Origin of the sequence: Streptomyces sp. AN091965, assembly GCF_022698285.1 — a bacterium.
Lineage (GTDB): Bacteria > Actinomycetota > Actinomycetes > Streptomycetales > Streptomycetaceae > Streptomyces.
In genome coordinates this window covers 4410634-4436123 of the sequence record NZ_JALDMY010000001.1, presented here as the reverse complement: position 1 = coordinate 4436123, position 25490 = coordinate 4410634, and the positions used below count along the sequence as shown (strand labels likewise).

The following is a 25490-nucleotide window of genomic DNA, read 5'->3' as shown; positions in this document are numbered from 1 at the left end:
GTACGTCGTGATGGGTCGTCAGCCACACTGCTTAACGGCCCGTGAACAGGCGACTTTTGGAGATCGGAGGCTCCGGAAGCAGGTCTTCCGGAGCTGCTCGTCCCGCGACCGGAGCCGTCAGCCCCGCCGCGTGATGTCGAAGCCGAACGCCAGCGTTCCCGGGTCGACGGCCGTCACGCCGCCGTCGACCGTGAGGGTGGCGCCGTTGACGAACGACGCCGCGGGCGAGAGCAGCCAGGCGATGGCCTCGGCGACCTCCTCCGGGGTGCCGGGGCGCCCCGCGGGGATCAGCCGCGTCCCCTGCTCGTACGCGGCGTCGAGCCCTTCCTCGCCGTCGCCGAGCCCGGCGGACCGCGCGAACGCGTCCATGCGCCGGTCGGCCATCTCCGTGCGCACCCAGCTGGGGCAGACGGTGTTGGCCCGCACGCCGAGCGCGCCGTAGTCGACGGCGACGGAGCGGCAGAGCTGGAGCAGCGCCGCCTTGGACGTGGCGTACGCGGCGTTGCCGACGCCGTTGCGCAGCGCGGAGACCGAGGCGACGGCGACGACCGAGCCGCGGCTTTCGAGCAGGTGCGGCAGCGCGGTGCGCAGCAGGTGGAAGGGGCCGGTGAGGTTGGTGCTGAGGACGGTCTCCCAGTCCTCGGGGGTCACGTCGCCGACGGCTCCCGGGCGGCCGGTGCCCGCGTTCAGGACGACGCCGTCGAGCTGTCCGTACGCCTTCACGGTCGCCGCGACGAGACCGGCGACGGCCTCGGGGTCGGCCGCGTCGGCGGGGTGCGCGAGCGCGCCGGTCTCCTCGGCGATCTGGTGCAGCGGCTCCGGGCGCCGTCCGGAGACGACCACGTGGTGCCCGGCGGCGCGCAACTGCCGGGCGGTGGCGGCGCCGATGCCCGTTCCACCGCCGGTGACGAGGACAACGCGGGTATCCGTCATGGTCGTTCGGCCTCCTGTGCCCCTCGGGTGTCCGGACCCTCCAGGGTCGCACGCGGTGTGTGACGCGCCGCGTGCGCCCCTGGCGGGTCAGTCGACGTAGACGCTGGCGCCGAACTCGGAGACCGTCGACTCGCCGGGGGCGACCAGTTCGAGGAGGCCGCCGGTGCAGTCGGGGCCGGAGAGGACGAGGGCGACCTCGTCGGTTTGGTTGTCGACGGTGAGCGGTCGGCTGTCCGTGTCGTAGCAGCCTTCGGGGTCGGCGTACGCGACGCCGCCGACGATCAGCACTCCCTCGGCCGCGAGGGCGGAGCCCGGCAGCGCCAGGGCCAGCGTTCCGGCCGCGACGGCGGAGCCGAGGGCGAGGGCGATACGGCGCATGAGCGGTTCTCCTGCCTGCCGGGGCCGCCGAGCGCAGCCCGCGAGGTAACCGAACGTACGCGATCACACGCGGACAGTCACCGGCGTGCGGAAGCTCAAGATCCCGTGCACGGACGGCCGCGCACGCCAGGTCGTGTGCTACGGTGCGAGCAGCACGTGTGTACGCCCCTTCTGGGCGCCGTGCCTTCCTTCTCCGACCCGGCGCACTCTTCGCCCGGCCCGGACTCCCGCTCCCACCAGCCCGTCGTACGAGGCCACGAGCCGTCGCCGTCCGATGTGCACGACATCCGGTGCGCACGACATCCGATGTGCATGACATCCGATGTGCACGGTGCCCGGTGCGCACATCCCGTGTGCGCGGCACCCGGCGTGTACGGCCCCTCGCGACCGGCCTTCTCCGCGCAGTTCGCGCACGTCCCGCGTTTTCGCGAAAGGACCACCCACCCCATGAACCCCACCCAGACCACCCAGTCCACCCAGGCCCTCTCGGCCATCCCGTCCCCGGCCCCCGCGGCCGGTCTGCGGATCCACAGCGGTGTCCTGGACATCGCGAAGGCCGACGGGCACCTGCGCGCCGAAGGCTGCCTGCCCGGACCCGCCGACGTGCTCGTCCCCGCCGCCCTCGTGCGCCGGCTCGGCCTGCGTACGGGCGACTTCGTCGAGGGCACCTGCGGCGCCCGGCCCCGCGTCCTCACCGAGGTCACCCGGGTCAACGGCCGCGCCCCCCAAGGCCTGCGCGGCAGGCCCCGGTTCGGTGACCTCACCCCGCTGCACCCGCGCGAGCGGCTGCGCCTGGAGACGCCGGGCGGCGCGCTCGCCCCGCGCCTCGTCGACCTGGTGGCGCCCGTCGGCAAGGGCCAGCGCGGCCTGATCGTCGCCCCGCCGCGCGCGGGCAAGACCGTGCTGCTGCGCCAGCTCGCGGACGCCGTCGCCGCCAACCACCCCGAGTGCCACGTCATGGTCGTCCTGCTCGACGAGCGGCCCGAAGAGGTCACCGAGATGCGCCGCGCCGTGCGCGGCGACGTGCTCGCCTCCACCTTCGACCGGGCCCCCAAGGCGCACATCGCGCTCGCCGAACTCGCCGTCGAGCGCGCCAAGCGGCTCGTCGAGGACGGCAAGGACGTCGTCATGCTCTTCGACTCGCTGACCCGGCTGTGCCGCGCGTACAACAACACCGCGGCGAGCGGCGGCCGCACGCTCAGCGGCGGCGTCGACGCGGCCTCCGTGCAGGGCCCCAAGCGGCTCTTCGGCGCCGCCCGCCTGGCCGAGGAGGGCGGCTCCCTGACGATGCTCGCCACCGTCCTGGTGGAGACGGGCTCGCGCGCCGACGAGTACTACTTCGAGGAGCTCAAGTCCACCGGCAACATGGAGCTGCGCCTGGACCGGACCCTCTCCGACCGCCGGGTCTTCCCGGCCGTCGACATCACCCCGTCCGGGACCCGGCGCGAGGAACTGCTCGTCCCCGCCGAGGAGCTGGCGGCCGTGCGCGGGCTGCGGCGGGCGCTGGCGCGGCGCGAGCGCGAGGGGTTCGGGGCGCTCCTCGACCAGCTCCGCAAGACGCCCTCCAACGCGGCCTTCCTGCGGCAGGTGCGCCTGTCCGTGCCGGGGGCCGGGCCGGAGGCGTGAGGAGGGCCGCCGCCTCAGGTGCGGGTCACCAGGACGCGGTAGTTGCCGTCCAGGTCCACGCCCGCCACCTTCACCCTCACCCCCGTCCTGCGGTCCGTGAAGGTCTCGCCGAGGGTGAACGGCGCGTCCGAGAGCTCCGCGTGCACGTTGGGGCTGCGCGTGCAGCCGCCGCTGTCACGGGTCGCGTCGGTGACCGTGATGGGCCCGTGGCCGGTGTCGACGTCCGCGTCCACGCGGTACACGAGCACGCCGGGGCGGCACACCGCCTCGTCGTTGCCCGCGCGGGTGCGCAGCTCCACGGCGTACCCCGTCTTCGCGTCGACGGGCACGAACACCAGCTTCGTGCCGCCGCGCCCGGCGAGCGGGGTGAGCAGGTGCTCCGTCGTGCCGTGCGCCGGGGCGCAGTCGACCTGGGTGTCGTCCAGCCAGCCGAGCTTCCATTTGTGCCAGCCGAGCAGGTCGTTGTTGGCGCCCCAGTCCTCGCTCATGATGTCCCAGTGGCCGACCGCGCCGCCGCCGTCGCGCGTGTACAGGTCCGGCAGGCCGAAGACGTGGCCGTTCTCGTGCGGCAGCACCCGGTAGCCGGTCCGGTCGTAGCTGCCCGAGCCGTCGTCCTGGCGGCTGTACACGAAGGAGGCGTTGGCGATCGGCACCCCGTCCGCCACCGGCGCCTCGTGGTTGCCCGCGAACGTCACCGACAGGACGGTGTCGAGCGCCGAGGGCCCCGCGTTCGGCGTGATGAGGACGTTGAGCAGGTCGTACGCGCGGAAGTCCACGGCCGGGTCGGCCGCGGTCACGATGTCGCGGACCAGGTCGCGGTAGCCCGGGTCGAAGGGGGCGCCGCGCTCTATCCCGTACTTCTTGAACGGCTTCGGCATCCGCAGCCAGTCGGGGACCGGCACCTCGGAGCGGTAGTCGAGACGGCCGTACGAGCTGGTGCGGAACCAGTCGGAGGTCTGCGGGAAGAACTCCCCGAGCCGGTCGAGCGCCGAGCCCTCGCCCGGGGCGTCGGAGAAGTCGATCATCAGGTTCAGGGCGCGCACGGTACCGGTGGAGCGGGTGTAGCCGGGGCCCGTCGGGATGCCCTCCGACATCTGCACGCCGAGCTCGCCGCTGATCATGCAGGGGCCGAGCGCCGTGGAGCGGGCCTGCGAGACCGGGCCCGCGGCCGAAGGGGTGTCCGCGAGGAGGCGGCCGGTGCTCGCGGACGTGGTGACGGCGAGCACCACCGCAGCGGCCGAGCCGAGGGCCACGGCCCTGGCGACCCGGTGCCGGCGCGGCCGTCCCGGCGCCCGGGTCCCCGCGCCGCGGCCCCGGCCTATGCCCTTCCACCTCGGCTGCTGCATGCGTGGGCCCTCCGCTCCGCGGCAGCCGCCGGGTCCGGCTGCGCCCTGTGCGATCACCCTGTGCCGGAGGGTGCGCGGGCGCGCGCTGAGCGCGACCGATCGTGGGTTTCTCGGAAAGTTCCGGGGGAGCGGGGCCGGGGGTGTGACGAGGGCCCCGGGGTCTTTCCGGGATGTGACGCAGGTCACGCGGGGGTGGGGAAATAACCGGGGACGGTCTCCCCGTTTAGACCGGTGTCCGAGTGAAACGGGGATCCACTCCCCGGATCGCGCACCTCAGCTCCCGCCGGGAAATTCGTTGGACCCGCCACCCGGGACCCTGCGAACCTGAGGCCTTTGACCGCTTCGAGGAGACTCCGCCGTGTCCACCGCCACCGCCGCGCAGCGCACCGCACCGCGACCGCGGGCCGACGCCCTGCGCAACCGGGAGCGGATCGTCGCCGCCGCGCGCGAGATGTTCGTGCAGCACGGCCCCGACGTACCGCTCGACGAGATCGCGCGCCGCGCGGGCGTCGGCAACGCCACGGTCTACCGTCACTTCCCCGACCGCGGCGAGCTGGTGCACCACGTCCTGCTCTTCGTCACCGACCGCGTCTCGGTCCTGGCCGAGAAGGCGATCGTGGCCGTGGACGCGGAGCCGGACAGCGCCTTCGAGGCGCTGCGCGGCTTCGCGCACGCCGCGGTGGAGGAGCGCATCGGCGCCCTGTGCCCGATCGTCTCCGAGGCCCTCGATCCCGAGCACCCCGAACTGCACGCGGCGCGGCTGCGCGTGGAGGGCGCGGTGCAGGGGCTCATGGACCGCGCCCGGGCGGTCGGCCAGCTGCGTCCCGACATCGGTGTCGCGGACGTGATGATCGCCCTGTCGCAGCTCACCCGGCCGCTGCCGGGTTCCGCCGGCTGCCTCCTCGACTTCGACCGGTTCGTGCACCGCCATCTCCAGCTGTTCCTGGACGGCCTCATGGCACCGGCCCGCTCCCAGCTTCCTGGACACCCCGCGACCTTGGAGGACCTACGCCAGAAGGCCGACTGACCCGGTGACGGCCGTCCGCGGCCCCGGCTCCGCGCCGCCCCGGTCCACCGACCGGGGACCAAAGGACGAGCCGGCCTCACGCCCGCGGCTCATGTGCCGTCCCGCCCGCCCGGTGTCTCCTTTGTCCGTGTCCGAAATCCGTGTCCGTGCCTGAACTCCGTGTCCGTGCCCGAACTCCGTGACCACGTCTGAATCAGCATTCGCCGACTACGCCTGAATCAGCACTCGCCTCGTTCACTCCTGCGTCTCTAGGTGGCTTCACCCATGTCTGCATCACCCGTCACATCACTCGCTCCGGACCCAAAGCGCTGGAAAGCCCTGGTCTTCATCGCGCTCGCCCAGCTGATGGTCGTCCTCGACGCGACCATCGTGAACATCGCGCTGCCCTCCGCCCAGGAGGACCTCGGCATATCCGAGGGCAACAAGCAGTGGGTCATCACCGCCTACGCCCTCGCCTTCGGTGGCCTGCTGCTCTTCGGCGGCCGCATCGCCGACCTCTGGGGCCGTAAGCGCACCTTCGTCACCGGCCTCATCGGCTTCGCCGCGGCCTCCGCGCTCGGCGGCGCCGCGACCGGCGAGGCGATGATGCTCGGCGCCCGCGCCCTCCAGGGCGTGTTCGGCGCGCTGCTCGCGCCCGCCGCGCTCTCCCTGCTCGCGGTGATGTTCACCGAGGCCAAGGAGCGCGCCAAGGCGTTCGGCATCTACGGTGCGATCGCCGGTGGCGGTGGCGCCGTCGGCCTGATCCTCGGCGGCTTCCTCACCGAGTACCTGAACTGGCGCTGGACGTTCTTCGTGAACATCCCGTTCGCGATCGTCGCCGCCGCCGGTGCCTACTTCGTGATCCGTGAGCCCGAGGGCGGCCGCAACCGCTCGCCGCTCGACATCCCCGGCGTGTTCCTGTCGACGCTCGGCCTGGTCGCGCTCGTCTACGGCTTCACCCGCGCCGAGTCCGACGGCTGGTCGGACGGCGTGACCGTCGCGATGTTCGTCGCGTCCGTCGTGCTGCTCGCCGCCTTCGTCCTCACCGAGGCCAAGGTCAAGCACCCGCTGCTCCCGCTGCGCGTCCTGACCGAGCGCAACCGCGGCGGCGTCTACCTGTCGCTCGGCCTCGCGATCATCTCGATGTTCGGCCTGTTCCTGTTCCTCACGTACTACCTGCAGATCGTGAAGGGCTACTCGCCGGTCAAGACGGGCTTCGCGTTCCTGCCGATGATCGCGGGCATGATCACGGGTTCCACGCAGATCGGCACCCGCCTGATGATCCGCGTGCCCCCGCGCTACCTGATGGCCCCGGGCTTCCTGGTCGCCGCCGTCGGCATGCTGCTCCTGACGCAGCTGGAGGTCGACACCTCGTACGCCGGTCTGATCATGCCCGCGCAGCTGCTGCTCGGCCTCGGCATGGGCACGGCGTTCATGCCCGCCATGTCGCTCGCCACGCACGGCGTCGAGCCGCGTGACGCCGGTGTCGCCTCCGCGATGGTCAACACCTCGCAGCAGGTCGGCGGCGCCATCGGCACGGCCCTCCTGAACACCATCGCGGCCTCCGCGACCACGGCGTACATCGAGGACCACGCGGCCTCCGCGACCACCCCGGCGGCGCAGAAGCTGCTCGCCGCGCAGTCCATGGTGGAGGGCTACACCGCCGCCATCTGGTGGGCGGTCGGCATCCTCGCCGCGTCCGCGGTGATCGCCGCCGTGCTCATCAACACCGGCGCCCAGAACGGCGGCCAGTCGGCCTCCGGCGACGGCGACGGCGTCGAGGACGAGGTGAAGATCCCCGTGGTGGCGCACTGACGCCCAGTACCACCCGGCGCTCCTGGCGGATCTGTCCGGCGCTCCCTCCTAGCGGAGCCAGGGCAGGTCCGCCCCCGCCTCCTTCGGCTGAAGTCCCTCGGCGACGATCCGCATGATCTCGCCGAGGGACTTCTGCTGTTCCGGGGTGAGCCGGTCGAAGATGGCCTGGCGCACCGCGTCCACATGGCCGGGCGCGGTCTGCCGCAGCACCTCCTGGCCGTCCTCGGTCAGGATCGCGAACTGCCCGCGCTTGTCGGTCGGGCAGTCCTCGCGCCGCACCCAGCCGCTGCGCTCCAGGCGCGCGATCGCGTGCGAGAGCCGGGACCGGGTGATCTTGGAGTCGCGGGCCAGCTCCGTCATCCGCATCCGGCGGCGCGGCGCGGCCGAGAGCTGCACCAGGAGCCCGTAGTACAGATGGGGCATGCCCGCGTCGCGCTGGAGCTGACGGTCGAGGTAGTCCTCCAGGAGCGTGGAGGCGTGGATGTACGCGAGCCAGGTGCGCTGCTCCTCGTCGTCGAGCCAGCGCGGCCCGGCGGCGGCGCGCTCCCCGGCGGCGTCCCGTGCCGCGGTGGATGGCCTGTCCATGTAACCCACTGTACGAGCCTTCCCTGTGCCCCCGGCAAGGGTGTCCGCCGCCGGGGCGTGGCGAACGCGCTCAGAGGGCGGGCGGGTTGAGCTCCACGCCCCGCAGCGCGGCCGCGCGCGCCCGCTCGTCGCCGACGTCCAGGGCGGTGTCCGCGAACTTGATCGTGTGGTCGTCGCCGTGCGCCGCGGCCCGCGCGAAGACCTCGTCGAAGGTGCTGCGCCCGGCCTCGCCGTACGCGGTGCGCAGCTCGTCGGCGGGTGCCGGGGCCGCCGGGCCGTAGGCGGCGGTGACGGCGGCGCTCGCCGCCCAGGCCGCGTCCAGGGACGCGGGCCACAGTGCGCGGGGGAGCGCGGGCAGGGTGCGCAGGACGGCGTTCGGCGCGGTCGCCGCGTGCACCAGCATGATCGGGTCGGTGTGGCCGTGGGTGGCGTACCGGTGCACGGCGGCGGTGACCAGGTCGCCGAGGCGGGCGTGCGCCGCCTCCGGGTCGGTGGCCGGGCCGGCGGGCCACACCGGCACGGAGGCCAGCTGCGCGAAGCGGTCCGGAAGGCCGCCGTCCTGGACCGGGACGCGCTCCACGGCGGCGAGCGCCGCCGCGGCCCCCGCCGCGGCGGGCAGGGGGCGGGGCGCGCGCGGCGGCAGCGGGGTGTGCCGGGCCGCCCAGTAGCCGAGGCCGTGCGCCAGCTCGGCGACGCGGGGCGCGGTCCGACCGCCCGGCGCGGTGAGGCCGCGCACGGCGTGCCCGACACGGATCACCGGGTGCGTGGAGCCGCCCGCGATGCCGGGAAGCAGCACCGGCCACCAGGCGGCGAGCACCTCGCGCCAGGGCCGCTCGGCCAGGGCGCGGGCGAAGTGGTCGATCCAGTCGGCGGCCCGGCGCGGGTCGCCGAGGGCCGCGCGCCAGTCGTCGTCGCCGATGGGGGCCACGCGCGCGGGCATGTCCTCCAGCTTGTGGCGGTAGTGGTCGAGCCAGCGGTGCACGGTGTGGGCCTGGCCGTTGTGCACCAGGGACTCCACGGCCATCGGGCCGTGGTTGGTGAGGCGCACGACCCGCTCGGGGCCGCTCGCGTGCAGGCGCTGGAGGGCTTCGTCGAGGACGCCGCCGGAGTCGGAGTCGGAGTCGGAGCCGGAGCCGGAGTCGGGGCCGGAGCCGGAGTCGGGGGAGGGCGCGCCGGGGGCGGTGCTGATCTCGTTCATGGCGGCACGCTAGGCGCGCCGACCGGCCGCCAGGAACGGTCTGCGGAACTAGTCCCTTGGCCCTAGGGGCAGCTCGTACCAGGCCACGTCCCAGTAGCGGTGAAACTTCCGGCCGACTTCCGCGTACGTACCGATGTGCCGGAAACCGAACCGTTCGTGCAGGCGCACCGAGGCCGCGTTGGGCAGCGCGATGCCCGCGTAGGCCCGGTGCAGGTCCTCGCCCTCCAGGGCGGCGAAGAGCGCGCGGTAGAGCAGGGTGCCGACGCCGCGCCCGGCCGCGCGCGGGTCGCAGTAGACGCTGACCTCCACGGAGGTCGCGTAGGCGGGCTTGGCGCGCAGCGGGCCCGACGTGGCATAGCCGAGAATGTCAGGTTTCCCCGGTTTGCCGACCTGGGCAACCATCAGGCGGTACGGGCCGTCTTTGGGGTGGGAGAGCAGCCAACGGCGTCTCTCTTCCGGCAGAAACGGGACGGTGTCGAATGTGACGGCTGTCTCACGGACGTAGTGGTTGTAGATCTCCGTGAGGGCCCCGAGATCCGCCTCGTCGCCGGGTCTGACCTGCACCTCTGTGGGTTCCTGCGCCACCCGACCTCCCTGTGTGGCGGCACAGGGTACTGCATGGTCAGGAAAATGGACGCGCGGGTTGGGAATTCTGTCCGGATTCCAGTCGTTGTATCCATCGGATGCGGGGCACCTGGGAGGGTGTGCCGTCCACCACAGGTCCATACCGGACCGCCCGGCCCGCCCGCCACCACGGGTCACCGCCGGACCGACCAGTGACAACCACGCAAGGGAGCACGCATGGCAACCCGTGCCGTCGCCCGTCGCAAGTCCGCCGACACCGGCGAGACCGACGCGGCACGCAGTGTTCGCGCTTCAGGCGGCGAGATCGCCGACCGCGACCTGGTCGGCATGTACCTCGACGAGATAGCGCGCACACCCCTGCTCGACGCCGCCAAGGAAGTCGAGCTGTCCCAGATCATCGAGGCGGGTGTCTACGCCGAGAAGATCCTCGCGGGCGAGGTCGAGGAGAAGTCGGCCGTGACCGCCTCCGAGGAGGAGCTGCGCGCCCTCGTCGCCGACGGCGAGCGCGCCAAGGACGTCTTCATCCGGTCGAACCTCCGCCTGGTGGTCGCCGTCGCCCGCCGCTATCCGCGCAGCGGCCTGCCCCTGCTCGACCTCATCCAGGAGGGCAACGCGGGCCTGGTCCGCGCGGTCGAGAAGTTCGACTACGCCAAGGGCTTCAAGTTCTCCACGTACGCGACCTGGTGGATCCGCCAGGCCATCACCCGCTCCATCGCCGACCAGTCCCGCACCATCCGGCTGCCCGTGCACCTGGTGGAGGAGCTCGGCCGGATCCGCCGCGTGCAGCGCGAGTTCAACCGCGAGCACGGCCGTGAGCCGGAGGCCACCGAGATCGCCGCCGAGCTGGCGTCGACCCCCGAGCGCGTCACGGACGTCCTCGACTGGGCCCGCGACCCCGTCTCGCTGAACATGCCGGTGGACGACCAGGGCGAGACCCAGTTCGGCGACCTGCTGGAGGACACCTCGGCGGTCTCCCCCGAGCAGTCCGTCCTCACGCTCCTGCGCAGCGAGGAGCTCGACGACCTCATCGGCCGCCTCGACCAGCGCACCGCCTCCATCATCAAGATGCGGTACGGCATCGACGACGGCCGCGAGCGCACGCTCACGGAGGTCGGCAAGGAGCACGGCCTCACCCGCGAGCGCATCCGCCAGATAGAGAAGCACGCCCTGCTCGAACTGAAGAAGCTGGCGCGCGACACGGGCTTCGACGCGGCGGCCTAGGCCCGGCGCCCGATGGGGCGGCCCGCCGCCGAGGCGGCACCGGGCGGGCCCGGCCCGCCCGCGCCCGGCCCTGCTCCGCCCCGGCCCGCGGCGCCGGGCCTCGGCGTCAGGTCCGGTCCACCGCCGCACCGAACCGACGCCCCAGGTCCCGTACCCGCGACACCAGCTGCTCCGGCCCGTGCACGGTGAAGTCGCACTCGACCCAGACGAGCCGGCCCGCCACCCACTCCACGGGCTCGGTCACCGTCCCGCGCAGCCGGCAGCGGTCGTCGCCGACCGGGGCCAGCTCACCGAGGGCGGCGGGCAGCCGCCCCCGCACCCGGTCCAGCGGGGCGTGGAACTCCACGTCCACCTCGTACGCCGAGGACTCCGGCCGCCGCGCGAGCACGCTCCGGCGCACATAGGCGTCCGCGCTCCCGCCCGGCAGCATCCGCGGAGCGAACCGCACCGCCGTGGGGAACGGCTCCGACACCCGGTCCACGCGGAACGTACGCCAGTCCTGCCGCTCCAGGTCGAACGCGACCAGGTACCAGCGCCGCCCCGTGGACACCAGGCGGTGCGGCTCGGTGAGGCGCCTCGACGGGGTGCCGTCCTTGGCCTCGTAGGCGAACCGCAGCTGTTCGTGCGCGGCCGTCGCCGACGCGATCACCGTCAGCGTCTCCGGCGCGATCCGCGCCCCGTCCCCGCTGGTCAGCGACATCGTCGCGGCGCCGAGGGCGGACACCCGGTGGCGCAGCCGGGACGGCAGGACCTGCTCCAGTTTGGCGAGGGCCCGCACCGACGCCTCCTCGACGCCCTCGACGGCGTGCCCGGCCCCGGCGCGCAGCCCCACCGCGATGGCCACGGCCTCCTCGTCGTCCAGGACGAGGGGCGGCATCGCCTTGCCCGCGACGAGCCGGTAGCCGCCGCTGGAGCCCTGCGTGGCCCGCACGGGATAGCCGAGCTCCCGCAGTCGGTCGACGTCCCTGCGCACCGTGCGGCGCGAGACCCCGAGGCGCCCCGCCAGCTCGCCGCCGGGCCATTCGCGCGGGGTCTGGAGCAGCGAGAGCAGCTGAAGGAGCCGTGCCGGTGTGTCCGTGGTCATGGGGTCTCCCGCCGCCGTGGTCGTGCGTTCACCGGGAACCGTCTGCCGGGAACGTGATCCCATGGTCCCGGAGAACTAGGTCATGAGCTGACCTATACGGCCTCTAGCCTGACGGCATGACTTCTCCCAGCACCCCCACCGCGGCTGCTCCGTCCCCGGAGGCACCGTCCGACCGCCGTCGGTGGTTCGCCCTCGCGATCGTGATGACGGCCGCCTTCATGGACCTCGTCGACGTGACGATCGTGAACATCGCGATCCCCTCCATCCAGCGGGACGCGGGCGCCACGTTCAGCCAGATCCAGTGGATCACCGCCGGATACGCGCTCGCGCTCGGCGCGGGCCTCATCACCGGCGGACGGCTCGGCGACATCTACGGCCGCAAGAGGATATTCCTCATCGGCATCACGGGCTTCACCGTCGCCTCGGCGCTGTGCGGCTTCGCCGCGAACCCGGAGATGCTGGTCGCGTCCCGCATCCTCCAGGGCTCGATGGCCGCGCTGATGGTGCCGCAGGTCCTCTCGATCGTGCACGCCACGTTCCCCGCGCACGAGCGCGGCAAGGTCTTCGGCCTGTTCGGCATGGTGGTGGGTCTCGGCGCGGTGTCCGGGCCGCTGCTCGGCGCGCTCCTGACGGAGTGGAACCTCTTCGGTCTCGAATGGCGCCCGATCTTCCTGATCAACCTGCCGGTCGGCATCGCGGGTCTGCTGCTCGGGCGGAAGTTCATCACCGAGTCCAAGGCGCCGCGCGCGCTGCGGCTCGACCTCGTCGGCGTCGTCCTGGTCACCGCCGGTCTGCTGATGCTCCTGTACCCGCTGACGCGCGGCCGCGAGCTGGGCTGGCCGCTGTGGGGATACGCGATGATGGCGGGCGCGGTCGTCGTGTTCGGCGTGCTCGTCGCCTACGAGCGGCGCAAGGCCTCCCGGGACGGTTCGCCGCTCGTGGAGCTCTCCCTGTTCAAGGTGCGCAGCTTCGCCGCGGGCATCGCCGTGCAGACCGTGTTCGGCGTCTCGCTCGGCATCTTCTTCCTCGTCTGGACCATGTACATGCAGGTCGGCCTCGGCTGGAGCGAGCTGCGCGCGGGCCTGACCGGCGTGCCCTTCTCCATCGCCGTGTCCGTCGCCGCGGGCCTCTCCGTGCAGAAGCTGGTGCCCCGCTTCGGCCGCAAGGTCCTCCAGGCGGGCGCCCTGCTGATGGCCGCGGGCGTCCTCATCTACATCTGGGAGTCCGGTCGGTACGGCGCGGACATCGCGCCCTGGCAGATGGCGCTCCCCCTCGTGGTGATGGGCCTCGGCATGGGCCTCATCGTGGCCCCGCTGACGGACGCGGTGCTCTCCGAGGTCCCGCGCGAGCACGCGGGCTCCGCGTCCGGCCTCATCAACACCGTGCAGCAGATGGGCAACGCGCTCGGGCTCGGCCTGGTGTCCGTGGTCTTCTTCGGCGTCATGGACGAGAAGGTGGTGCCGCAGCAGGTCGCCGCGGAGTTCGCCCACGGGTTCCAGAACGCCCTGTGGTGGGTGTTCGGCGTCCTCGCGGTCATCTTCGTGCTGATGCTGGGGCTGCCGCGACGCCCCGCGCAGCACGTGGAGGGCGCCGAGGTCCTTGAGGAGGCCACCGCCAAGGACCGCGAGCCGGCGCTCACCTCCTGAGGCCCTCCGGGGGGCGGGCGCTGGGCCCGCCCCCTGCCGAGGCGGGTGAACCGCCTCCACCGCAAGGCCCCACCGCAAGGCCCCGCCAAGCCCGCCCCGGGCTCCGGCGGGGCCCGTTTGTGTCTGTGTGATGCCCGATCCTGTTTACTTCCGCCCGAAGGGTCCGTACGATCCAAGAGAAACCACACACCCGGGCACAAGCAGGAGGCCCCGAGCCATGTACGCGCCAGAGCGGCAGCAGGAGATCCTGCGCCTGGCCAGAGCGGGCGGCCGCGTCGACGTCCTCTCGCTCGCCGCCGAGTTCCAGGTCACCGCCGAGACCATCCGCCGCGACCTGAAGGCCCTGGACCGTGCGGGCCTGCTCCGCCGCGTGCACGGCGGCGCGATCCCGGCGGGCCGCCTGGACTTCGAGCCGGACCTCGCGGAGCGCGAGGGCACCGCCGCCGACGAGAAGGACCGCATCGCCCGCGCCGCCCTCACCGAGCTCCCCGCCGACGGCACCGGCACGGTCATCCTCGACGCGGGCTCCACCGTCGCCCGCCTCGCCGCCCAGCTCCCCCTGGAGTCCGCCCTCACCGCGGTCACCCACAGCCTGCCCACCGCCGCCCGCCTCGCCGACCACCCGGGCATCCAGCTCCACCTGGTCGGCGGCCGCGTGCGGCACCGCACCCGCGCCGCCGTGGACGCCTGGTCCCTGCGCGCGTACGCGGAGATCCGCGCCGACGTCCTCTTCCTCGCCGCGAACGGCTTCTCGGCCGCGCACGGTCTGACCACCCCCGACCTCGCCGAGGCCGCCGTCAAGCGCGCCGCCGTCGCCGCCGCCCGCCGCGTCGTCCTGCTCGCCGACAGCGGCAAGTACGGCCAGGAGCACTTCGCCCGCTTCGGCGACCTCGCCGACGTGGACCTGCTGATCACGGACACGGGCCTCAGCCCCGACGACGCCGCCGCCGTCGAGCGCGCGGGCACGGAAGTGGTGCGCGCATGATCCTCACCGTCACCCCGAACCCCTCCCTCGACCGCGCCTACGACGTCCCCGCCCTCACCCGCGGCGCCGTCGTCCGCGCCACCGGCGACCGCATGGACCCGGGCGGCAAGGGGGTCAACGTCTCCCGCGCGGTCGCCGCCGCGGGCGTGCCCACCCTCGCCGTCCTCCCGCTCGGCGGCGCCCCCGGCGCCCTCGTCGCCCAGCTCCTCGACGAGCAGGGCATCGACGTCGCCCCGGTCCCGGTCACCGGCCCCACCCGTTCGAACATCTCCGTGGCCGAACCGGACGGCACCCTCACGAAGATCAACGCCCCCGGTCCCGAGCTCACCGCGGCGGAGAGCGAGGCCCTGCTCGCCGCCGTCGCCGCGCACTCCGCCCGCGCCGACTGGATCGCCTGCTGCGGCAGCCTCCCGCGCGGCCTTCCCCCGTCCTGGTACGCGGACCTGGCCGAGCGCTGCCACGCCGCCGGGGCCCGGATCGCCCTGGACACCTCGGGCCCGGCCCTCCTCGCCGCCCTCGCGGGCCGCCCGGACGTCGTCAAGCCCAACGCCGCGGAGCTCGCCGAAGCCGTCGGCCGCCCCCTCGCCACCGTCGGCGACGCCCTCAAGGCCGCCGACGAGCTGCGCGAGCGCGGCGCCCGCGCCGTCCTCGCCAGCCTCGGCGCGGACGGCCAGCTCCTCGTCGACGACTCGGGCGCGCACTTCGGGCACGCCCGCGTCGACGCCGTACGCAGCGACGTGGGCGCGGGCGACAGCTCCCTCGCCGGTCTCCTCGTCGCGGGCGGCACCGGGCCGCGCGCCCTCGCCGCCGCCGTCGCGCACGGCGCCGCCGCGGTCCAGCTGCCCGGCAGCCTCATGCCCACCCCGTCCGACCTCGTCCCGGACGCCGTCACCGTCACCGACCAGGTCCCGCTCGACCTGGTCCTGACCGGGCCCGCCGCCTGACCCCGTCCCCTCCCTCGCCCGTGTCCCCGGGCCGTCCGCGCGCAAAGGAGCCCGCGATGAGCGAGAACCACGCCATGATCACCGCGGAGTTGGTCGATCTCGACCTCGACAGGACCGCCTCCACCAAGGAGGCGGCGGCCCGCGCCCTCGCCGAGCGCATGGTGGCCCTCGGCCGCGTCACCGACCTGGACGGCTTCCTCGCCGACGTGGCCGCCCGCGAGGCCCAGATGCCCACCGGCCTCGACGGCGGCATCGGCATCCCGCACTGCCGCAGCGCCCACGTCACCGAGCCCACCCTGGCCTTCGGCCGCAGCGCGGCGGGCATCGACTTCGGCGCCCCCGACGGCCCCGCCGACCTCGTCTTCCTCATCGCGGCCCCCATCGGCGCGGACGACGCGCATCTGACGATCCTGTCGTCCCTGGCACGGCAGTTGATGGACGCGCGGTTCACGGCGGCCCTGCGCGCGGTGACCTCGGCGGCGGACGCGGCGGCGCTGGTCTCCGGGGACGTGGCCGTGGACACCTGGTCCGCCCCGGGAGCGGACCAGGCGGGCACAGCCCCCGCTGCCGATCGGGCGGGCACAGCCCCGACCTCCGATGCGGTGGACGCAGCCTCCACCTCCGATGCGGTGGACGCAGCCTCCACCTCTGACCCGGTGGACGCAGCCCCCACTTCCGATGCGGCGGGCGCAGCCCCCACCGTCGATCAGCAGCAGGCCGAGCCCCGGCGGGAGCCACCGGCGGACGCGCCCCCGGAAGGCGGCACCCCGCGCTTCCGTATCGTCGCCGTCACCTCCTGCCCCACCGGCATCGCCCACACCTACATGGCCGCCGAGGCCCTGGAGAACGCCGCCCGCGCGGCAGGCGTCGAGCTCACCGTCGAGACCCAGGGCTCCGCGGGCTTCACCCGCCTCGACCCCGAGACCGTCGAGCGGGCCGACGCGGTGATCTTCGCCCACGACGTCCCCGTACGGGACAAGCCCCGCTTCGCGGGCAAGCCCACCGTCGACGTCGGCGTCAAGGCGGGCATCAGCCGCCCCGCCGAACTCATCGCGGAAGCGCGGGAGAAGGCCGCCCGCGGCGAGGTCACCGCCCCGGCCCGCCCGAGCCCGGTCGACGGCGCGGGCGACAGCGGCGACAGCTACGCCACCAAGCTGCGCAAGTGGCTGATGTCCGGCGTCAGCTACATGGTGCCGTTCGTCGCCGCGGGCGGCCTCCTCATCGCGCTCGGCTTCGCCATCGGCGGCTGGAAGATCGACAAGGCCCCGTCGGTCGCGGAGCACTTCGTCTGGACCGACCACACCAGCTGGGCGGCCCTGCTCTTCCAGACCGGCGGCCTCGCCTTCGCCTTCCTGGTGCCCGTCCTCGCGGGCTACATCGCGTACGGCATGGCCGACCGACCGGGCCTCGTACCGGGCTTCGTCGGCGGTTCGGTCGCCGTCACCATCAAGGCGGGCTTCCTCGGCGGCATCGCGGCCGGTCTGCTCGCGGGCGCCGTGGTCATGGGCATCCAGCGGATCCGCATCCCCGCCGTGCTGCGCGGCATCATGCCGGTGGTGGTGATCCCGCTGGTCTCCGCCGCGGTCGTCGGCTTCCTGATGTTCCTCGTCGTCGGCAAGCCCATCGCCTCGTTGCAGAGCGCCCTGACGGACTGGCTGGAGGGCCTGTCCGGCGCCAACGCCGTCATCCTGGGCGTGATCCTCGGCCTGATGATGTGCTTCGACCTCGGCGGCCCGCTCAACAAGGTCGCGTACGCCTTCGCCGTCGGCGGCCTCACCCACCCCACCGACGGCTCGCTGAAGGTGATGGCCGCCGTGATGGCCGCGGGCATGGTGCCGCCGCTCGCCATGGCGCTCGCGACGACCGTCCGGGGCCGCCTGTTCACCCCGGCCGAGCGGGAGAACGGCAAGGCGGCCTGGTTCCTCGGCGCCTCCTTCATCACCGAGGGCGCGATCCCCTTCGCGGCCGCGGACCCGCTGCGGGTCATCCCCGCCTCCATGGCGGGCGGCGCGGTCACGGGCGCCCTGTCGATGGCGTTCGGCTGCACGCTGCGCGCCCCGCACGGCGGTGTCTTCGTGGTGCCGCTGATCGGCCGGCCGTTGCTGTACGTGCTCGCGATCGCCGCCGGCGTCTGCGTGTCGACGGCCGTGGTGGTGCTGCTCAAGAGCGCCCGGAAGACGGCCGTCGCTCCCGAGCCGGACACGGCGGACGAGCCACGGGTTCCGGTCGCCGTCTGATCGGACGTTCCCCGGCCCCCCTCGCGTGGGCATACTGCTGGTACTGCGGCATGGGCGCCCGGGCGCGGGCCACACCCGTGGGGGCCACCGTGAGTCAGCTTCAGCAGAGCCACCTCAGCAGCCTGCTCGGCATGGTCACCGAACTCACCGAGCAGGCGCGGGCCGGCCTCGACCGGCCCACGGAGAGCGACCGCGTCTTTCTCGCCGTCTACTCCGGCTTCCTCATCGAGACCGGCGCGGGCATCCGCTGGCTGCTCGAACCCTCCCTGATCGAGTACGCCGCGCACGCCGTCCGCCGCCAGGCCCCCGCCGCCAGCCCGGCCCGCGCCGACGTCGCCGCCCGGCTGCTCGCCACCCTGTGGGCATCCTGCCTGCTCGCTGGTGTCGACACCGAGGACTGGGACCTGGAGGCCCCCGAACTCCCCGCGATCTGCGTACGCATGGCGGGCCTGGTCACCGGCGAGCGCGAACCGGAATCCTGACGCCCGGATCAACCCCGCCCGATGGGAGATGCGTCACTTCAAGGCCAAAGTCCCATAAACGCCCCTGTTGTTAGGCTGGCGGCTGTTGTCTACTGAGCGGCATGTTCGACGGTGCTTCGATCGTTCAGCAGACAAGTGTGGCGCTGTTCGCCGCCGTGACCACCCTCTGGGCCGTGACCTTCCTGCGGCTGCGCCGCGGCCGGGAGGCAGGACCTGAGGTCTCGGGCGCGGGCGGTCCCGCGCTGCGCTCACTGCCCGTCCAATCGGGTCCGCCGGGCGCGGAGTCCGTGCAGCTGACGGCGGCCGAGCGGGCCGCTTTCGCCGGTCTGGTCCGGCAGTTCGGCAAGGGGCGCGACTAGGGCCGACCCGGCCGACCCGGCCGACAGGCCCTGGACCTCGCGCGTGACCGCCGACCACGCTCGGGCGCGGGTGCGCCCGAGCGGCTAGCGGCTGCGCGTCACCGGGAACGCCCGGGCCCGCCGCTCCATCGCCGCGCGGGCCGCGTGCTCGCTCACATACACCTCGCACATGTGGCGGCCGTCGGTCGTCGCCGTGTGCTCGACCTCCCACAGGCTGACTTCCGAGCCGTCGAAGAGCAGGAAGGCGTGCTCGTACAGCGAGAAGCCGAGCCGGGCCTCGCCGGTGAGGCCGGAGCGCCCGAAGGCCTGGGTGATCTGGTGGGCGAAGGCCGCGCGCAGCAGTCGCGCCATGTCCTCGCCGGGGCGGTCCACGCTCGCCGGGTTCTCGGCGCGGCGCAGCAGCCTGCGCGCGTGGTCGGCCGAGTCGTCCGGCACGTACGTGTGCCGCGGTTCGTGCGCGGCGGTCAGCTGGAGGACGACCGGCAGGTCCCCGGCCGGGGTGTCGGGCGGCAGCGGAAGGCGCGCGGTGGCGACTCCGGCCTCCTCCTCGTCCAGATACAGCTCGTACTGGGCCTGGCTGCCGGGGCCCGCGTTGTGCACGAGCTCCCAGAGGGTGAGCGCGCTGCCGTCGGCGAGCAGCCAGGTGTGGCGGTACGTCTCGCGGTGCAGGCCCGCGCTGTGGTGCGCGGAGTGCAGTGAGCTGTCGTAGGCGAGGGACCGCTCCAGGCGCCGGACCGCGTCGTCCGGCAGGTCGAAGGAGTTCAGCGCGCGGCTGAGCAGTCGCTCGAGGTGCTCCTCTGGAGTCAGGGGCTCGGGCGACTCAGGTGGTTCGTACGCTGTCTCGTACGGAACGCTCACGGATACTCCCGGATGCTTCCGGCGTTGCTGCATGTCACCTTGTGCGTGCATACCGTAGCCCCTGGGTCCGACATCATGTCCGGGAACAGGAAAACGATCGAGCCGCACGGCAAGTTCCCGTGCGGCTCGCTCCGTTGAGGCCCTGAGTGCGCCGTTCGGGGCGCCACGCGCGCCCCTTTTGTGGCGTGTCCGTCAGGCCCGCGTCACTCGGCGCTGCCCGCCGTCCACTGGCTCCACGACATGTTCCAGCCGTTCAGGCCGTTGTCGGGGGCGATGGTCTTGTCCGGCGAACCCTTGACCGTCACGACGTCACCGATCAGCGAGTTGTCGTAGAACCACTTGCCCATCGTGTCGCCCTGCGCCCCTTGCACGTCCTGGAGCCCCACACAGCCGTGGCTGGTATTGGTGCTACCGAAGATGGAGGGCGAGCTCCAGTAATTGCCGTGGATGAACGTGCCGGACGTCGACAGGCGCATGGCGTGCGGCACGTCCTTGATGTCGTACTCCCCGCCGAAGCCGACCGTCGAGCCGTTCATCCGCGTCTGGACGAACTTCTCGGAGATCACCATCTGGCCGTTGTACGTGGGGTTCTGCGCGCTGCCCGCGGAGATCGGGACGGACTTGAGGACCTTGCCGTCCCGCTCGACCGTCATCTTCTTGGCGCCCACGTCGACCGTGGAGACCTGCTTGCGGCCGATGGTGAAGGTGACCGTCTTGTCCTGGACGCCGGTGATGCCGTTGCCGCCCTTCACACCGTCCAGGGCGATCTTCATCGTGACCTTGGAACCGGCCTTCCAGTACTCCTGCGGCCGGAAGTCCAGGCGCTGGTTGCCGAACCAGTGGCCGACGACCTTCTGCCCGCTGCTGGACGTGACCGTGATGTGCGACTGCACGTCCTTCTTGTTCGCGATGGCCTTGTCGAAGTTGAACGACACCGGCATGCCGACGCCGACGGTGGTGCCGCCGTCCGGCGCGTACGAACCGATGAAGCTGTTCGCCGACGACACCGTCGTGAACGTCGCGTTCTCCGTCGCCGGGCGGCCCTCGCCGTCCTTGGCGTCGGCGGTGACCTTGTACTTCGTGCCGCGCTCCAGCTGCGCCTTGGGCTTCCAGGTGCTGCCGTCGGCGGATATGGAACCCTCGACCGCGGCGCCGGACGTCACCTGCGTCATCTTCACGCCGGTCAGCTTGCCGTCCTTGACCTTCACGCCGGTGGCGTTGATCGAGGCGTCGGTCGCGCCGTCCTTGGAGGAGATGGATATCTGGGCGCCGGACGCGTCCTTGGCCGCCCCGGACTTCTTGTCGTCCTTGGCGTCGGCGTCACCGCCGCAGGCCGTCAGGGTCAGCGCGCCGACCGCTGCGAGCGCGGCGGTCGCCAGCATGACCCGCCGACGGCGACGGGGCTGAGGCTGCGCTGCAATGTCCGGCGTTGTCACGGGCTGCTCCCATTCGGTCTGCGTTCAGCACGTTCTTGGTATGTACGTGGTCTGATCCAGTACGGGTAAAGAGTCGCCCGGCCGGGCATTGGTTCCGGGATGCGGGTGTGAGCGCTGGCACATGGCTGCGCCCGCGGCTGTTCTCAAGGCCCTTTACCCTGGCGTCACTTGGGATGTTCTGGGCTGTATATAGGGCTTCGCCCCTTTCCCCCTTTTTTTGGTCCTTCGGGCCTCGTCCTCAAACGCCGGACGGGCTCGGATCACCGGCCTCGCCGGCCTGGCCGCTCGGGCCGGGTTCGTAGAGGCTTCGGTAGGACGGGAAGGTGCCGCCCGGGGTTTCCACCGGGTCTGCCGCCAGGAGGGCCCTGACGATCGCTCGCGTCACCATGTCCGCGCCCGCCGCCAGGATCTCGTTCAGCGCCAAGGGGTTCGTGGCGTCGAGCCGGTGCTCGCCGGTGGCCAGGGCGAACACCGTGTCGCCGTCGTTCAGCAGGTGCACCGGGCGCACGGCCCGCGCCATGCCGTCGTGCGAGGTGCCCGCGAGCTTCTGCGCCTGGGCCTTGGTGAGCTCGGCGTCCGTGGCGACGACGGCCAGCGTGGTGTTCAACGGCGGCCGTCCGTTGCGCGCCGCGACCTCGGCCAGGCGCCGCCGGGCCGCCTCGTGGACCTCGGCCGCGGGCAGCTCGACCCGCGCCCCCTCGAAGAACCGCCCGTACAACGCCCCCGTCGCCGGATCCACCCCCGACCCCGCCGCGTTGGCCACCACCAGGGCGGCCACCGTGACGCCCGAGCCGAGGACCGTGCTCGCCGTGCCGACGCCGCCCTTGAGCACGCCCACCACCGCGCCGGTGCCCGCGCCCACATTGCCCTCGGCCATCGCGTGACCGCTCGGGCGCGCCGCCGCGTCCTCCACCGCCGCCCGCCCGAGCGCCGCGTCGGGCCGCGCCCGGAACGCGCCGCCGCGCCCCAGGTCGAACACGCACGCCGCGGGCACCACCGGCACCACGTGCCTGCTCTCGGGCCCCACCCGCACCCCGCGCTCCCGCTCCTCCAGCCAGGCCATCACCCCGGTCGCGGCGTCGAGGCCGTACGCGCTGCCGCCCGTCAGCACGACCGCCTCCACCCGCTGGACCAGGTTCCGCGGGTCGAGCGCGTCCGTCTCCCGGGTGCCCGGGCCGCCGCCGCGCACGTCCACGGCCGCCACGGCCCCGCCCTCCGGCGCGAGCACGACGGTCGTCCCGCTGAGCCAGCCGTCGCCCATCCGGCCCGCGTGTCCGACCCGCAGCCCCGCGACGTCGGTCAGCGCCCCGTCCGACCCGTCCCGCGTCCCTGCCTCAGGTGCGTCAGATGTCGTCATGCGGCATGCGTATCACGGACTTCGCCGGAGGGGACCGGGTGCTCGGGACGGGTGGGTGCCCTCCTCCGGCGGCTGTCAGGCACTCTGCTCGGACCGCACCATCCGGGTCGTCAGCGTCACCCCGACCGCCACCGCGAGCGCCGCCACGACCCCCGCAGCGAGCACCGCCCAGCGGCCCGCGAACGTGCACGCCAGGATCGCGACCGCCGTGACCGGAAGCACCAGTTGCTGCGCGAGCCCCACCTTGAAGTGGCGCGAGTGCAACAGCCACACCGCGAACAGATACACCGCCGCCGGAATCGTCACCGCCGCCGAGGCCGCCGTCTCCGAGATGTGCGCCTTGCCGACCGCCTGCTCCACCGCCACCTCGATGCCCGCGCCGATCGCCGCGGCCGAACCGAAGATCACGTAGTGGCCGTAGCCCCAGAGGAACGCCTGCTGGTTGGAGCGGAGGTGACCGTGGATCGGCACCACGAAGTAGATCCACCACGCGGAGAAGATCAACAGGAGTCCGCCGACGGCGATGGGCAGCAGCTCGCCGAGCGCGTCGTTCTCGTCGATGCCCGACTTCACCGCGATCGTCGCCGCGGAGATCGTCTCGCCAAGCATGATGATCGTGAACAGGCCGTACCGCTCGGCGATGTGGTGCGGGTGCCACGGCGTCGTCCGCGCCCGCTCCGCGATCGTCGGCACGGCCATCTCGGCGATCGCCATCACCAGGAACGTCCACGACCGGGCGCCCTCCGGCAGGACGAGGAGGCCCAGCCAGCCCACCTGGCAGAGCGCCACCCCGGCCGCGTAGCGCAGTGCCGTGCGCCGCTCGTCGCCCGTCGTCGAGGCCGCCGCCCGTAGCCACTGGGCGATCAGCGCGAGCCGCATGATCAGGTAGCCGAGCCAGAGGGCCAGGAACTGATGGTCCTCGAAGGCCTTCGACACCCCGGCCGCGAGCACCAGGACACCGGCGATCTGGAGGAGGGTCACGACGCGGTACAGCGAGTCGTCGTTGTCGTACGCCGAGGCGAACCAGGTGAAGTTCATCCAGGCCCACCACACCGCGAAGAACACCATCGCGTAGTTGAGGACCCCGTCGCCCGGGTGTCCCTCGGCCACGGCGTGCACCAGCTGCACCCCGGCCTGGGCGACCGCGACCACGAAGCACAGGTCGAAGAAGAGCTCCAGCGGTGTCGCCGCGCGATGGGCCTCCTCCCGCCCGCGGGCGACCATCGGGCGCAACGGCGGGGGAGGGGAGGCAGGAGCCGGGCTCGCGGCGGAAGGAGTGGACATCATGGGGCAAGAACAGCAGAGCCGGGCGGCCCGGTGGCCCGGGTCGAGCCGTGTCGGAGCGGGAGCACCCGGGTGGGCGGCGGCGACCCTCCGCCACGCGCCGGGCCACGGCGGCCACGCGCGGGGCCGGGGCCCTCAACGGCCGGGCCGTGCGCGTCACGCGCCGGGCCGTGGCCGCTGCGGCTCGGGCCAGGTCCGTCACGCCCGGGCCCGGGGTCACCGCGGCTCGGGCCGGGTTCGTCACGCGCCGGGCCGGGGTCACCACGGCTCGGGCCAGGTCCGTGCTGCGCCGGGCCGTGGCCACCACGGCTCGGGCCGTGTTCATCACGCGCCGGGTCGGGGTCGCTGTGGACCGGGCCGGGTTCGTCGCGCCTCGGGGTGCGGCCCGCGCGTCCCGGGCCGCAGTCACCGCGGGGCCGGGGCCGCGGAGGCGGACGTACGCTGGAGGCATGAGCACCGCCCCCGCCCCCGAGTCGCGCGACCCCGAGGACACGACGCCCCGGCAGGCCGCCAAGAAGCCGGCCAGCGCGCTGATCTTCGACGATCCGCTGTCGCAGCAGTCCGCGGACGACTCGGACCGCGGCTGGGGCGAGCGGCCGACCGCGGGCGGCGACAGCGCCGCCGACCTCGCCCGCTTCCTGGACGAGAAGCCGCCCCACCACATCTGAGCCCGCGCCGCCGCCCGCGCGGCGCGGGCCCGTGGCCCCGCTAGCGCGCGTCGTCGCCGGTCTGCCCCGTCCCGCCGGGGCTCGCGCCGCGCTGGGCGACCAGGGCGTCGCGGATCTCCTTGAGCACCTCCAGCTCCGTCACCTCGATGACCTCCTGCGTGCCCTCCTTGGCCGCCTGGCGCGCGGTCTGCTTGGCCAGGTACTTCGACATCGGCAGGACCATGAGGAAGTAGACGACGGCCGCGGTGATCAGGAAGCTGAGGGTGGCGCTGAGCACCGAGCCCCACATGATCGGGATGCCGCTCACGGCTTCGCCGTTCTTCACCACGCACGGGTCCTTGAGACACGAGCTGTAGTGGTCGAGGTCCTTCGTCCCGAAGGCGCCCACCAGCGGGTTGATGACGCCCTTCACCACGGAGTTCACGACGCTCGTGAACGCGGCGCCGATGACGACCGCGACCGCCAGGTCGACGACGTTGCCGCGGGTCAGGAAGGCCTTGAAGCCCTGCCAGACGCTCGGTTCCTTCTTCTCGCTCACCACTAGGCCTTTCGTTGCAAATGCGGGTTGTGCGGCAAACCGCTTCGCAACCTACGGCAGCGCCCGGCAGCCCTGTCCACTTCCGTAACGCGAACGAGCGACTTGACAGGGCATCAGCCGCATGCGCGGGCTTGCGGTTCATCGCAGCGTCACCGCGAGGCGTGCCGTGGCACTCGCTCCCGCGAGCCGCGCAGCCGTCGCTCCCGGCACGGAGAGGACGACCAGCGCCCCGGCCTCGGCCGCGCCGTCGGCGGTCTCCGGCACCTCGGCCACCCGGGCGTTGGCCGCGATCACGCGGGGTGCGGTGCCGCGGCCCGTCGCCGGGTCCTCCGCCGCGACCACGTCCACGCGGTCGCCGGGGCGCAGCAGGCGTGCCGTCGCCGCGTCCGCGATCCGGACCGGGGCGCTCACCGGCCGGACCGCCCGCCGCACCGGCTCCCGGCCCCGGTCCGTCCCCTTGGCGGCCACGGACGCGGCGGAGTCCCCGGGCCGCGCCCGCTCGGTCTCCCGCGGGCCCGCCGCCGCGAGTGCCGCGGCGGTCATCGCGAGCCCCACGGCCACCGCCCGCCTGCGGTGCCGCGCGAGGCGCCGCAGCCGCTGCCGCCCGCCGCGCACGTGGACCGGGGAGAAGTGGGGCACCTGGCAGGGCGGTGGCGGGGCGCCTGTGCCCCCACCGCCGCCGGGCCCTGTCCCGGGCCGCGCCCCGGACCCGTACGCCACGGCCCGGGCACCGTGCCGGGTGCCGGTGCGCGTGCCGGTGCGCGTGCCGATGTGTGAAGCGTCCTGCGTCATGACGACCACCGCCCGCCGTGAGGATGTCGGACCGATGAGCTCGGATTCCGATTCCACGATGCGGGCCCGCCGCCGATCCCGCTGAGCCCCGTGCGCTACCGCCCGGTTGTGGACAACTCCCTCACCC

24 protein-coding genes are annotated in these 25490 nt (G+C 73.3%); 11 read left to right on the top strand and 13 right to left on the bottom strand.

From position 1 onward, the window contains the following. Positions 1 to 117 precede the first annotated feature (117 nt). On the bottom strand, positions 118 to 933 hold the full coding sequence (locus MQV74_RS18535) for an SDR family NAD(P)-dependent oxidoreductase (RefSeq protein WP_242719090.1): 816 nt from the start codon (positions 931 to 933) through the stop codon (positions 118 to 120). Between the two features lie 87 nt (positions 934 to 1020). Next, positions 1021 to 1311 carry a hypothetical protein gene (locus MQV74_RS18530; RefSeq protein WP_242719088.1) on the bottom strand — a complete coding sequence of 97 codons (291 nt, stop codon included), beginning with the start codon at positions 1309 to 1311 and terminating at the stop codon, positions 1021 to 1023. Positions 1312 to 1758: 447 nt separating this feature from the next. Between MQV74_RS18530 and rho the strand changes: the two genes are divergently transcribed. Then, positions 1759 to 2937, top strand: coding sequence for a transcription termination factor Rho (gene rho / locus MQV74_RS18525; protein ID WP_242719086.1), 1179 nt, complete (start codon positions 1759 to 1761; stop codon positions 2935 to 2937). A 14-nt stretch (positions 2938 to 2951) separates the two neighbouring features. On the opposite strand, the gene MQV74_RS18520 is transcribed toward rho, so the two are convergent. Then, a complete protein-coding gene (locus MQV74_RS18520) occupies positions 2952 to 4283 on the bottom strand; it encodes a M6 family metalloprotease domain-containing protein (protein ID WP_242719084.1) in 1332 nt (443 codons plus the stop codon). A gap of 358 nt (positions 4284 to 4641) precedes the next feature. Here MQV74_RS18520 and MQV74_RS18515 point away from each other — a divergent pair, with 358 nt between their 5' ends. Both MQV74_RS18515 and MQV74_RS18510 read left to right on the top strand, forming a co-directional pair. After that, on the top strand, positions 4642 to 5310 hold the full coding sequence (locus MQV74_RS18515; RefSeq protein WP_242719083.1) for a TetR/AcrR family transcriptional regulator: 669 nt from the start codon (positions 4642 to 4644) through the stop codon (positions 5308 to 5310). Positions 5311 to 5574: 264 nt separating this feature from the next. Next, positions 5575 to 7104: an MFS transporter gene (locus MQV74_RS18510; protein WP_242719081.1), complete on the top strand. Its 1530-nt coding sequence runs from the start codon at positions 5575 to 5577 to the stop codon at positions 7102 to 7104. 48 nt (positions 7105 to 7152) lie between these two features. Here MQV74_RS18510 and MQV74_RS18505 read toward each other — a convergent pair whose 3' ends face one another. The 3 genes from MQV74_RS18505 to MQV74_RS18495 all read right to left on the bottom strand — a co-directional run bounded on the left by MQV74_RS18505 (position 7153) and on the right by MQV74_RS18495 (position 9472). Beyond that, on the bottom strand, positions 7153 to 7689 hold the full coding sequence (locus MQV74_RS18505) for a MarR family winged helix-turn-helix transcriptional regulator (RefSeq protein WP_242719079.1): 537 nt from the start codon (positions 7687 to 7689) through the stop codon (positions 7153 to 7155). Positions 7690 to 7759: 70 nt separating this feature from the next. Next, positions 7760 to 8887 carry a questin oxidase family protein gene (locus MQV74_RS18500; RefSeq protein WP_242719076.1) on the bottom strand — a complete coding sequence of 376 codons (1128 nt, stop codon included), beginning with the start codon at positions 8885 to 8887 and terminating at the stop codon, positions 7760 to 7762. A gap of 48 nt (positions 8888 to 8935) precedes the next feature. Then, positions 8936 to 9472: a GNAT family N-acetyltransferase gene (locus MQV74_RS18495; protein WP_242719074.1), complete on the bottom strand. Its 537-nt coding sequence runs from the start codon at positions 9470 to 9472 to the stop codon at positions 8936 to 8938. Between the two features lie 216 nt (positions 9473 to 9688). Between MQV74_RS18495 and MQV74_RS18490 the strand changes: the two genes are divergently transcribed. Continuing rightward, complete coding sequence (locus MQV74_RS18490) at positions 9689 to 10693, top strand: sigma-70 family RNA polymerase sigma factor (protein WP_138960222.1); 1005 nt, start codon at positions 9689 to 9691, stop codon at positions 10691 to 10693. 106 nt (positions 10694 to 10799) lie between these two features. Here the strand turns inward: MQV74_RS18490 and MQV74_RS18485 are convergent, their stop codons facing one another. Further along, positions 10800 to 11777: a helix-turn-helix transcriptional regulator gene (locus MQV74_RS18485; RefSeq protein WP_242719072.1), complete on the bottom strand. Its 978-nt coding sequence runs from the start codon at positions 11775 to 11777 to the stop codon at positions 10800 to 10802. 116 nt (positions 11778 to 11893) lie between these two features. On the opposite strand from MQV74_RS18485, the gene MQV74_RS18480 reads away from it, so the two are divergent. The 6 genes from MQV74_RS18480 to MQV74_RS18455 all read left to right on the top strand — a co-directional run bounded on the left by MQV74_RS18480 (position 11894) and on the right by MQV74_RS18455 (position 18430). Beyond that, positions 11894 to 13423 carry an MFS transporter gene (locus MQV74_RS18480; RefSeq protein WP_242719070.1) on the top strand — a complete coding sequence of 510 codons (1530 nt, stop codon included), beginning with the start codon at positions 11894 to 11896 and terminating at the stop codon, positions 13421 to 13423. Between the two features lie 217 nt (positions 13424 to 13640). Then, complete coding sequence (locus tag MQV74_RS18475; RefSeq protein WP_242719068.1) at positions 13641 to 14408, top strand: DeoR/GlpR family DNA-binding transcription regulator; 768 nt, start codon at positions 13641 to 13643, stop codon at positions 14406 to 14408. Further along, entirely contained in the window at positions 14405 to 15352 is a 948-nt protein-coding gene (gene pfkB / locus MQV74_RS18470; protein ID WP_242719066.1) for a 1-phosphofructokinase, read from the top strand. The genes MQV74_RS18475 and pfkB overlap by 4 nt, the downstream gene beginning before the upstream one ends. Positions 15353 to 15408: 56 nt before the next feature. Next, positions 15409 to 17589: a fructose-specific PTS transporter subunit EIIC gene (locus tag MQV74_RS18465; RefSeq protein WP_242719064.1), complete on the top strand. Its 2181-nt coding sequence runs from the start codon at positions 15409 to 15411 to the stop codon at positions 17587 to 17589. Positions 17590 to 17678: 89 nt separating this feature from the next. Continuing rightward, positions 17679 to 18071 (top strand): hypothetical protein, encoded by a 393-nt coding sequence (locus tag MQV74_RS18460; RefSeq protein WP_242719063.1) that lies wholly within the window; start codon positions 17679 to 17681, stop codon positions 18069 to 18071. 101 nt (positions 18072 to 18172) lie between these two features. Next, a complete protein-coding gene (locus tag MQV74_RS18455) occupies positions 18173 to 18430 on the top strand; it encodes a hypothetical protein (protein WP_242719061.1) in 258 nt (85 codons plus the stop codon). An 84-nt stretch (positions 18431 to 18514) separates the two neighbouring features. Here MQV74_RS18455 and MQV74_RS18450 read toward each other — a convergent pair whose 3' ends face one another. The 4 genes from MQV74_RS18450 to MQV74_RS18435 form a co-directional block, all read right to left on the bottom strand. Further along, the gene (locus tag MQV74_RS18450; protein WP_242719059.1) at positions 18515 to 19288 is read right to left on the bottom strand and encodes a DUF6227 family protein; all 774 of its coding nucleotides are present in this window, start codon (positions 19286 to 19288) and stop codon (positions 18515 to 18517) included. A 203-nt stretch (positions 19289 to 19491) separates the two neighbouring features. Beyond that, positions 19492 to 20724, bottom strand: coding sequence for a L,D-transpeptidase (locus MQV74_RS18445; protein ID WP_242719057.1), 1233 nt, complete (start codon positions 20722 to 20724; stop codon positions 19492 to 19494). A 238-nt stretch (positions 20725 to 20962) separates the two neighbouring features. Further along, positions 20963 to 22081 carry a P1 family peptidase gene (locus MQV74_RS18440; RefSeq protein ID WP_242719055.1) on the bottom strand — a complete coding sequence of 373 codons (1119 nt, stop codon included), beginning with the start codon at positions 22079 to 22081 and terminating at the stop codon, positions 20963 to 20965. 75 nt (positions 22082 to 22156) lie between these two features. Then, the gene (locus MQV74_RS18435) at positions 22157 to 23368 is read right to left on the bottom strand and encodes a low temperature requirement protein A (protein WP_242719054.1); all 1212 of its coding nucleotides are present in this window, start codon (positions 23366 to 23368) and stop codon (positions 22157 to 22159) included. A 446-nt stretch (positions 23369 to 23814) separates the two neighbouring features. Here MQV74_RS18435 and MQV74_RS18430 point away from each other — a divergent pair, with 446 nt between their 5' ends. Continuing rightward, on the top strand, positions 23815 to 24033 hold the full coding sequence (locus tag MQV74_RS18430) for a hypothetical protein (protein WP_242719052.1): 219 nt from the start codon (positions 23815 to 23817) through the stop codon (positions 24031 to 24033). A 40-nt stretch (positions 24034 to 24073) separates the two neighbouring features. Here the strand turns inward: MQV74_RS18430 and mscL are convergent, their stop codons facing one another. Then, on the bottom strand, positions 24074 to 24571 hold the full coding sequence (mscL, locus tag MQV74_RS18425; RefSeq protein ID WP_242719050.1) for a large conductance mechanosensitive channel protein MscL: 498 nt from the start codon (positions 24569 to 24571) through the stop codon (positions 24074 to 24076). Between the two features lie 138 nt (positions 24572 to 24709). Beyond that, on the bottom strand, positions 24710 to 25363 hold the full coding sequence (locus MQV74_RS18420; RefSeq protein ID WP_278194170.1) for an RcpC/CpaB family pilus assembly protein: 654 nt from the start codon (positions 25361 to 25363) through the stop codon (positions 24710 to 24712). Positions 25364 to 25490: the final 127 nt, after the last annotated feature.

Coding starts and splice junctions, on each gene's coding strand:
- MQV74_RS18535 (WP_242719090.1), bottom strand. CDS start 933: ATGACGGATACCCGCGTTGTCCTCGTCACCGGCGGTGGAACGGGCATC.
- MQV74_RS18530 (WP_242719088.1), bottom strand. CDS start 1,311: ATGCGCCGTATCGCCCTCGCCCTCGGCTCCGCCGTCGCGGCCGGAACG.
- rho (WP_242719086.1), top strand. CDS start 1,759: ATGAACCCCACCCAGACCACCCAGTCCACCCAGGCCCTCTCGGCCATC.
- MQV74_RS18520 (WP_242719084.1), bottom strand. CDS start 4,283: ATGCAGCAGCCGAGGTGGAAGGGCATAGGCCGGGGCCGCGGCGCGGGG.
- MQV74_RS18510 (WP_242719081.1), top strand. CDS start 5,575: ATGTCTGCATCACCCGTCACATCACTCGCTCCGGACCCAAAGCGCTGG.
- MQV74_RS18505 (WP_242719079.1), bottom strand. CDS start 7,689: ATGGACAGGCCATCCACCGCGGCACGGGACGCCGCCGGGGAGCGCGCC.
- MQV74_RS18500 (WP_242719076.1), bottom strand. CDS start 8,887: ATGAACGAGATCAGCACCGCCCCCGGCGCGCCCTCCCCCGACTCCGGC.
- MQV74_RS18490 (WP_138960222.1), top strand. CDS start 9,689: ATGGCAACCCGTGCCGTCGCCCGTCGCAAGTCCGCCGACACCGGCGAG.
- MQV74_RS18485 (WP_242719072.1), bottom strand. CDS start 11,777: ATGACCACGGACACACCGGCACGGCTCCTTCAGCTGCTCTCGCTGCTC.
- MQV74_RS18480 (WP_242719070.1), top strand. CDS start 11,894: ATGACTTCTCCCAGCACCCCCACCGCGGCTGCTCCGTCCCCGGAGGCA.
- MQV74_RS18475 (WP_242719068.1), top strand. CDS start 13,641: ATGTACGCGCCAGAGCGGCAGCAGGAGATCCTGCGCCTGGCCAGAGCG.
- pfkB (WP_242719066.1), top strand. CDS start 14,405: ATGATCCTCACCGTCACCCCGAACCCCTCCCTCGACCGCGCCTACGAC.
- MQV74_RS18465 (WP_242719064.1), top strand. CDS start 15,409: ATGAGCGAGAACCACGCCATGATCACCGCGGAGTTGGTCGATCTCGAC.
- MQV74_RS18455 (WP_242719061.1), top strand. CDS start 18,173: ATGTTCGACGGTGCTTCGATCGTTCAGCAGACAAGTGTGGCGCTGTTC.
- MQV74_RS18440 (WP_242719055.1), bottom strand. CDS start 22,081: ATGACGACATCTGACGCACCTGAGGCAGGGACGCGGGACGGGTCGGAC.
- MQV74_RS18435 (WP_242719054.1), bottom strand. CDS start 23,368: ATGATGTCCACTCCTTCCGCCGCGAGCCCGGCTCCTGCCTCCCCTCCC.
- MQV74_RS18430 (WP_242719052.1), top strand. CDS start 23,815: ATGAGCACCGCCCCCGCCCCCGAGTCGCGCGACCCCGAGGACACGACG.
- MQV74_RS18420 (WP_278194170.1), bottom strand. CDS start 25,363: ATGACGCAGGACGCTTCACACATCGGCACGCGCACCGGCACGCGCACC.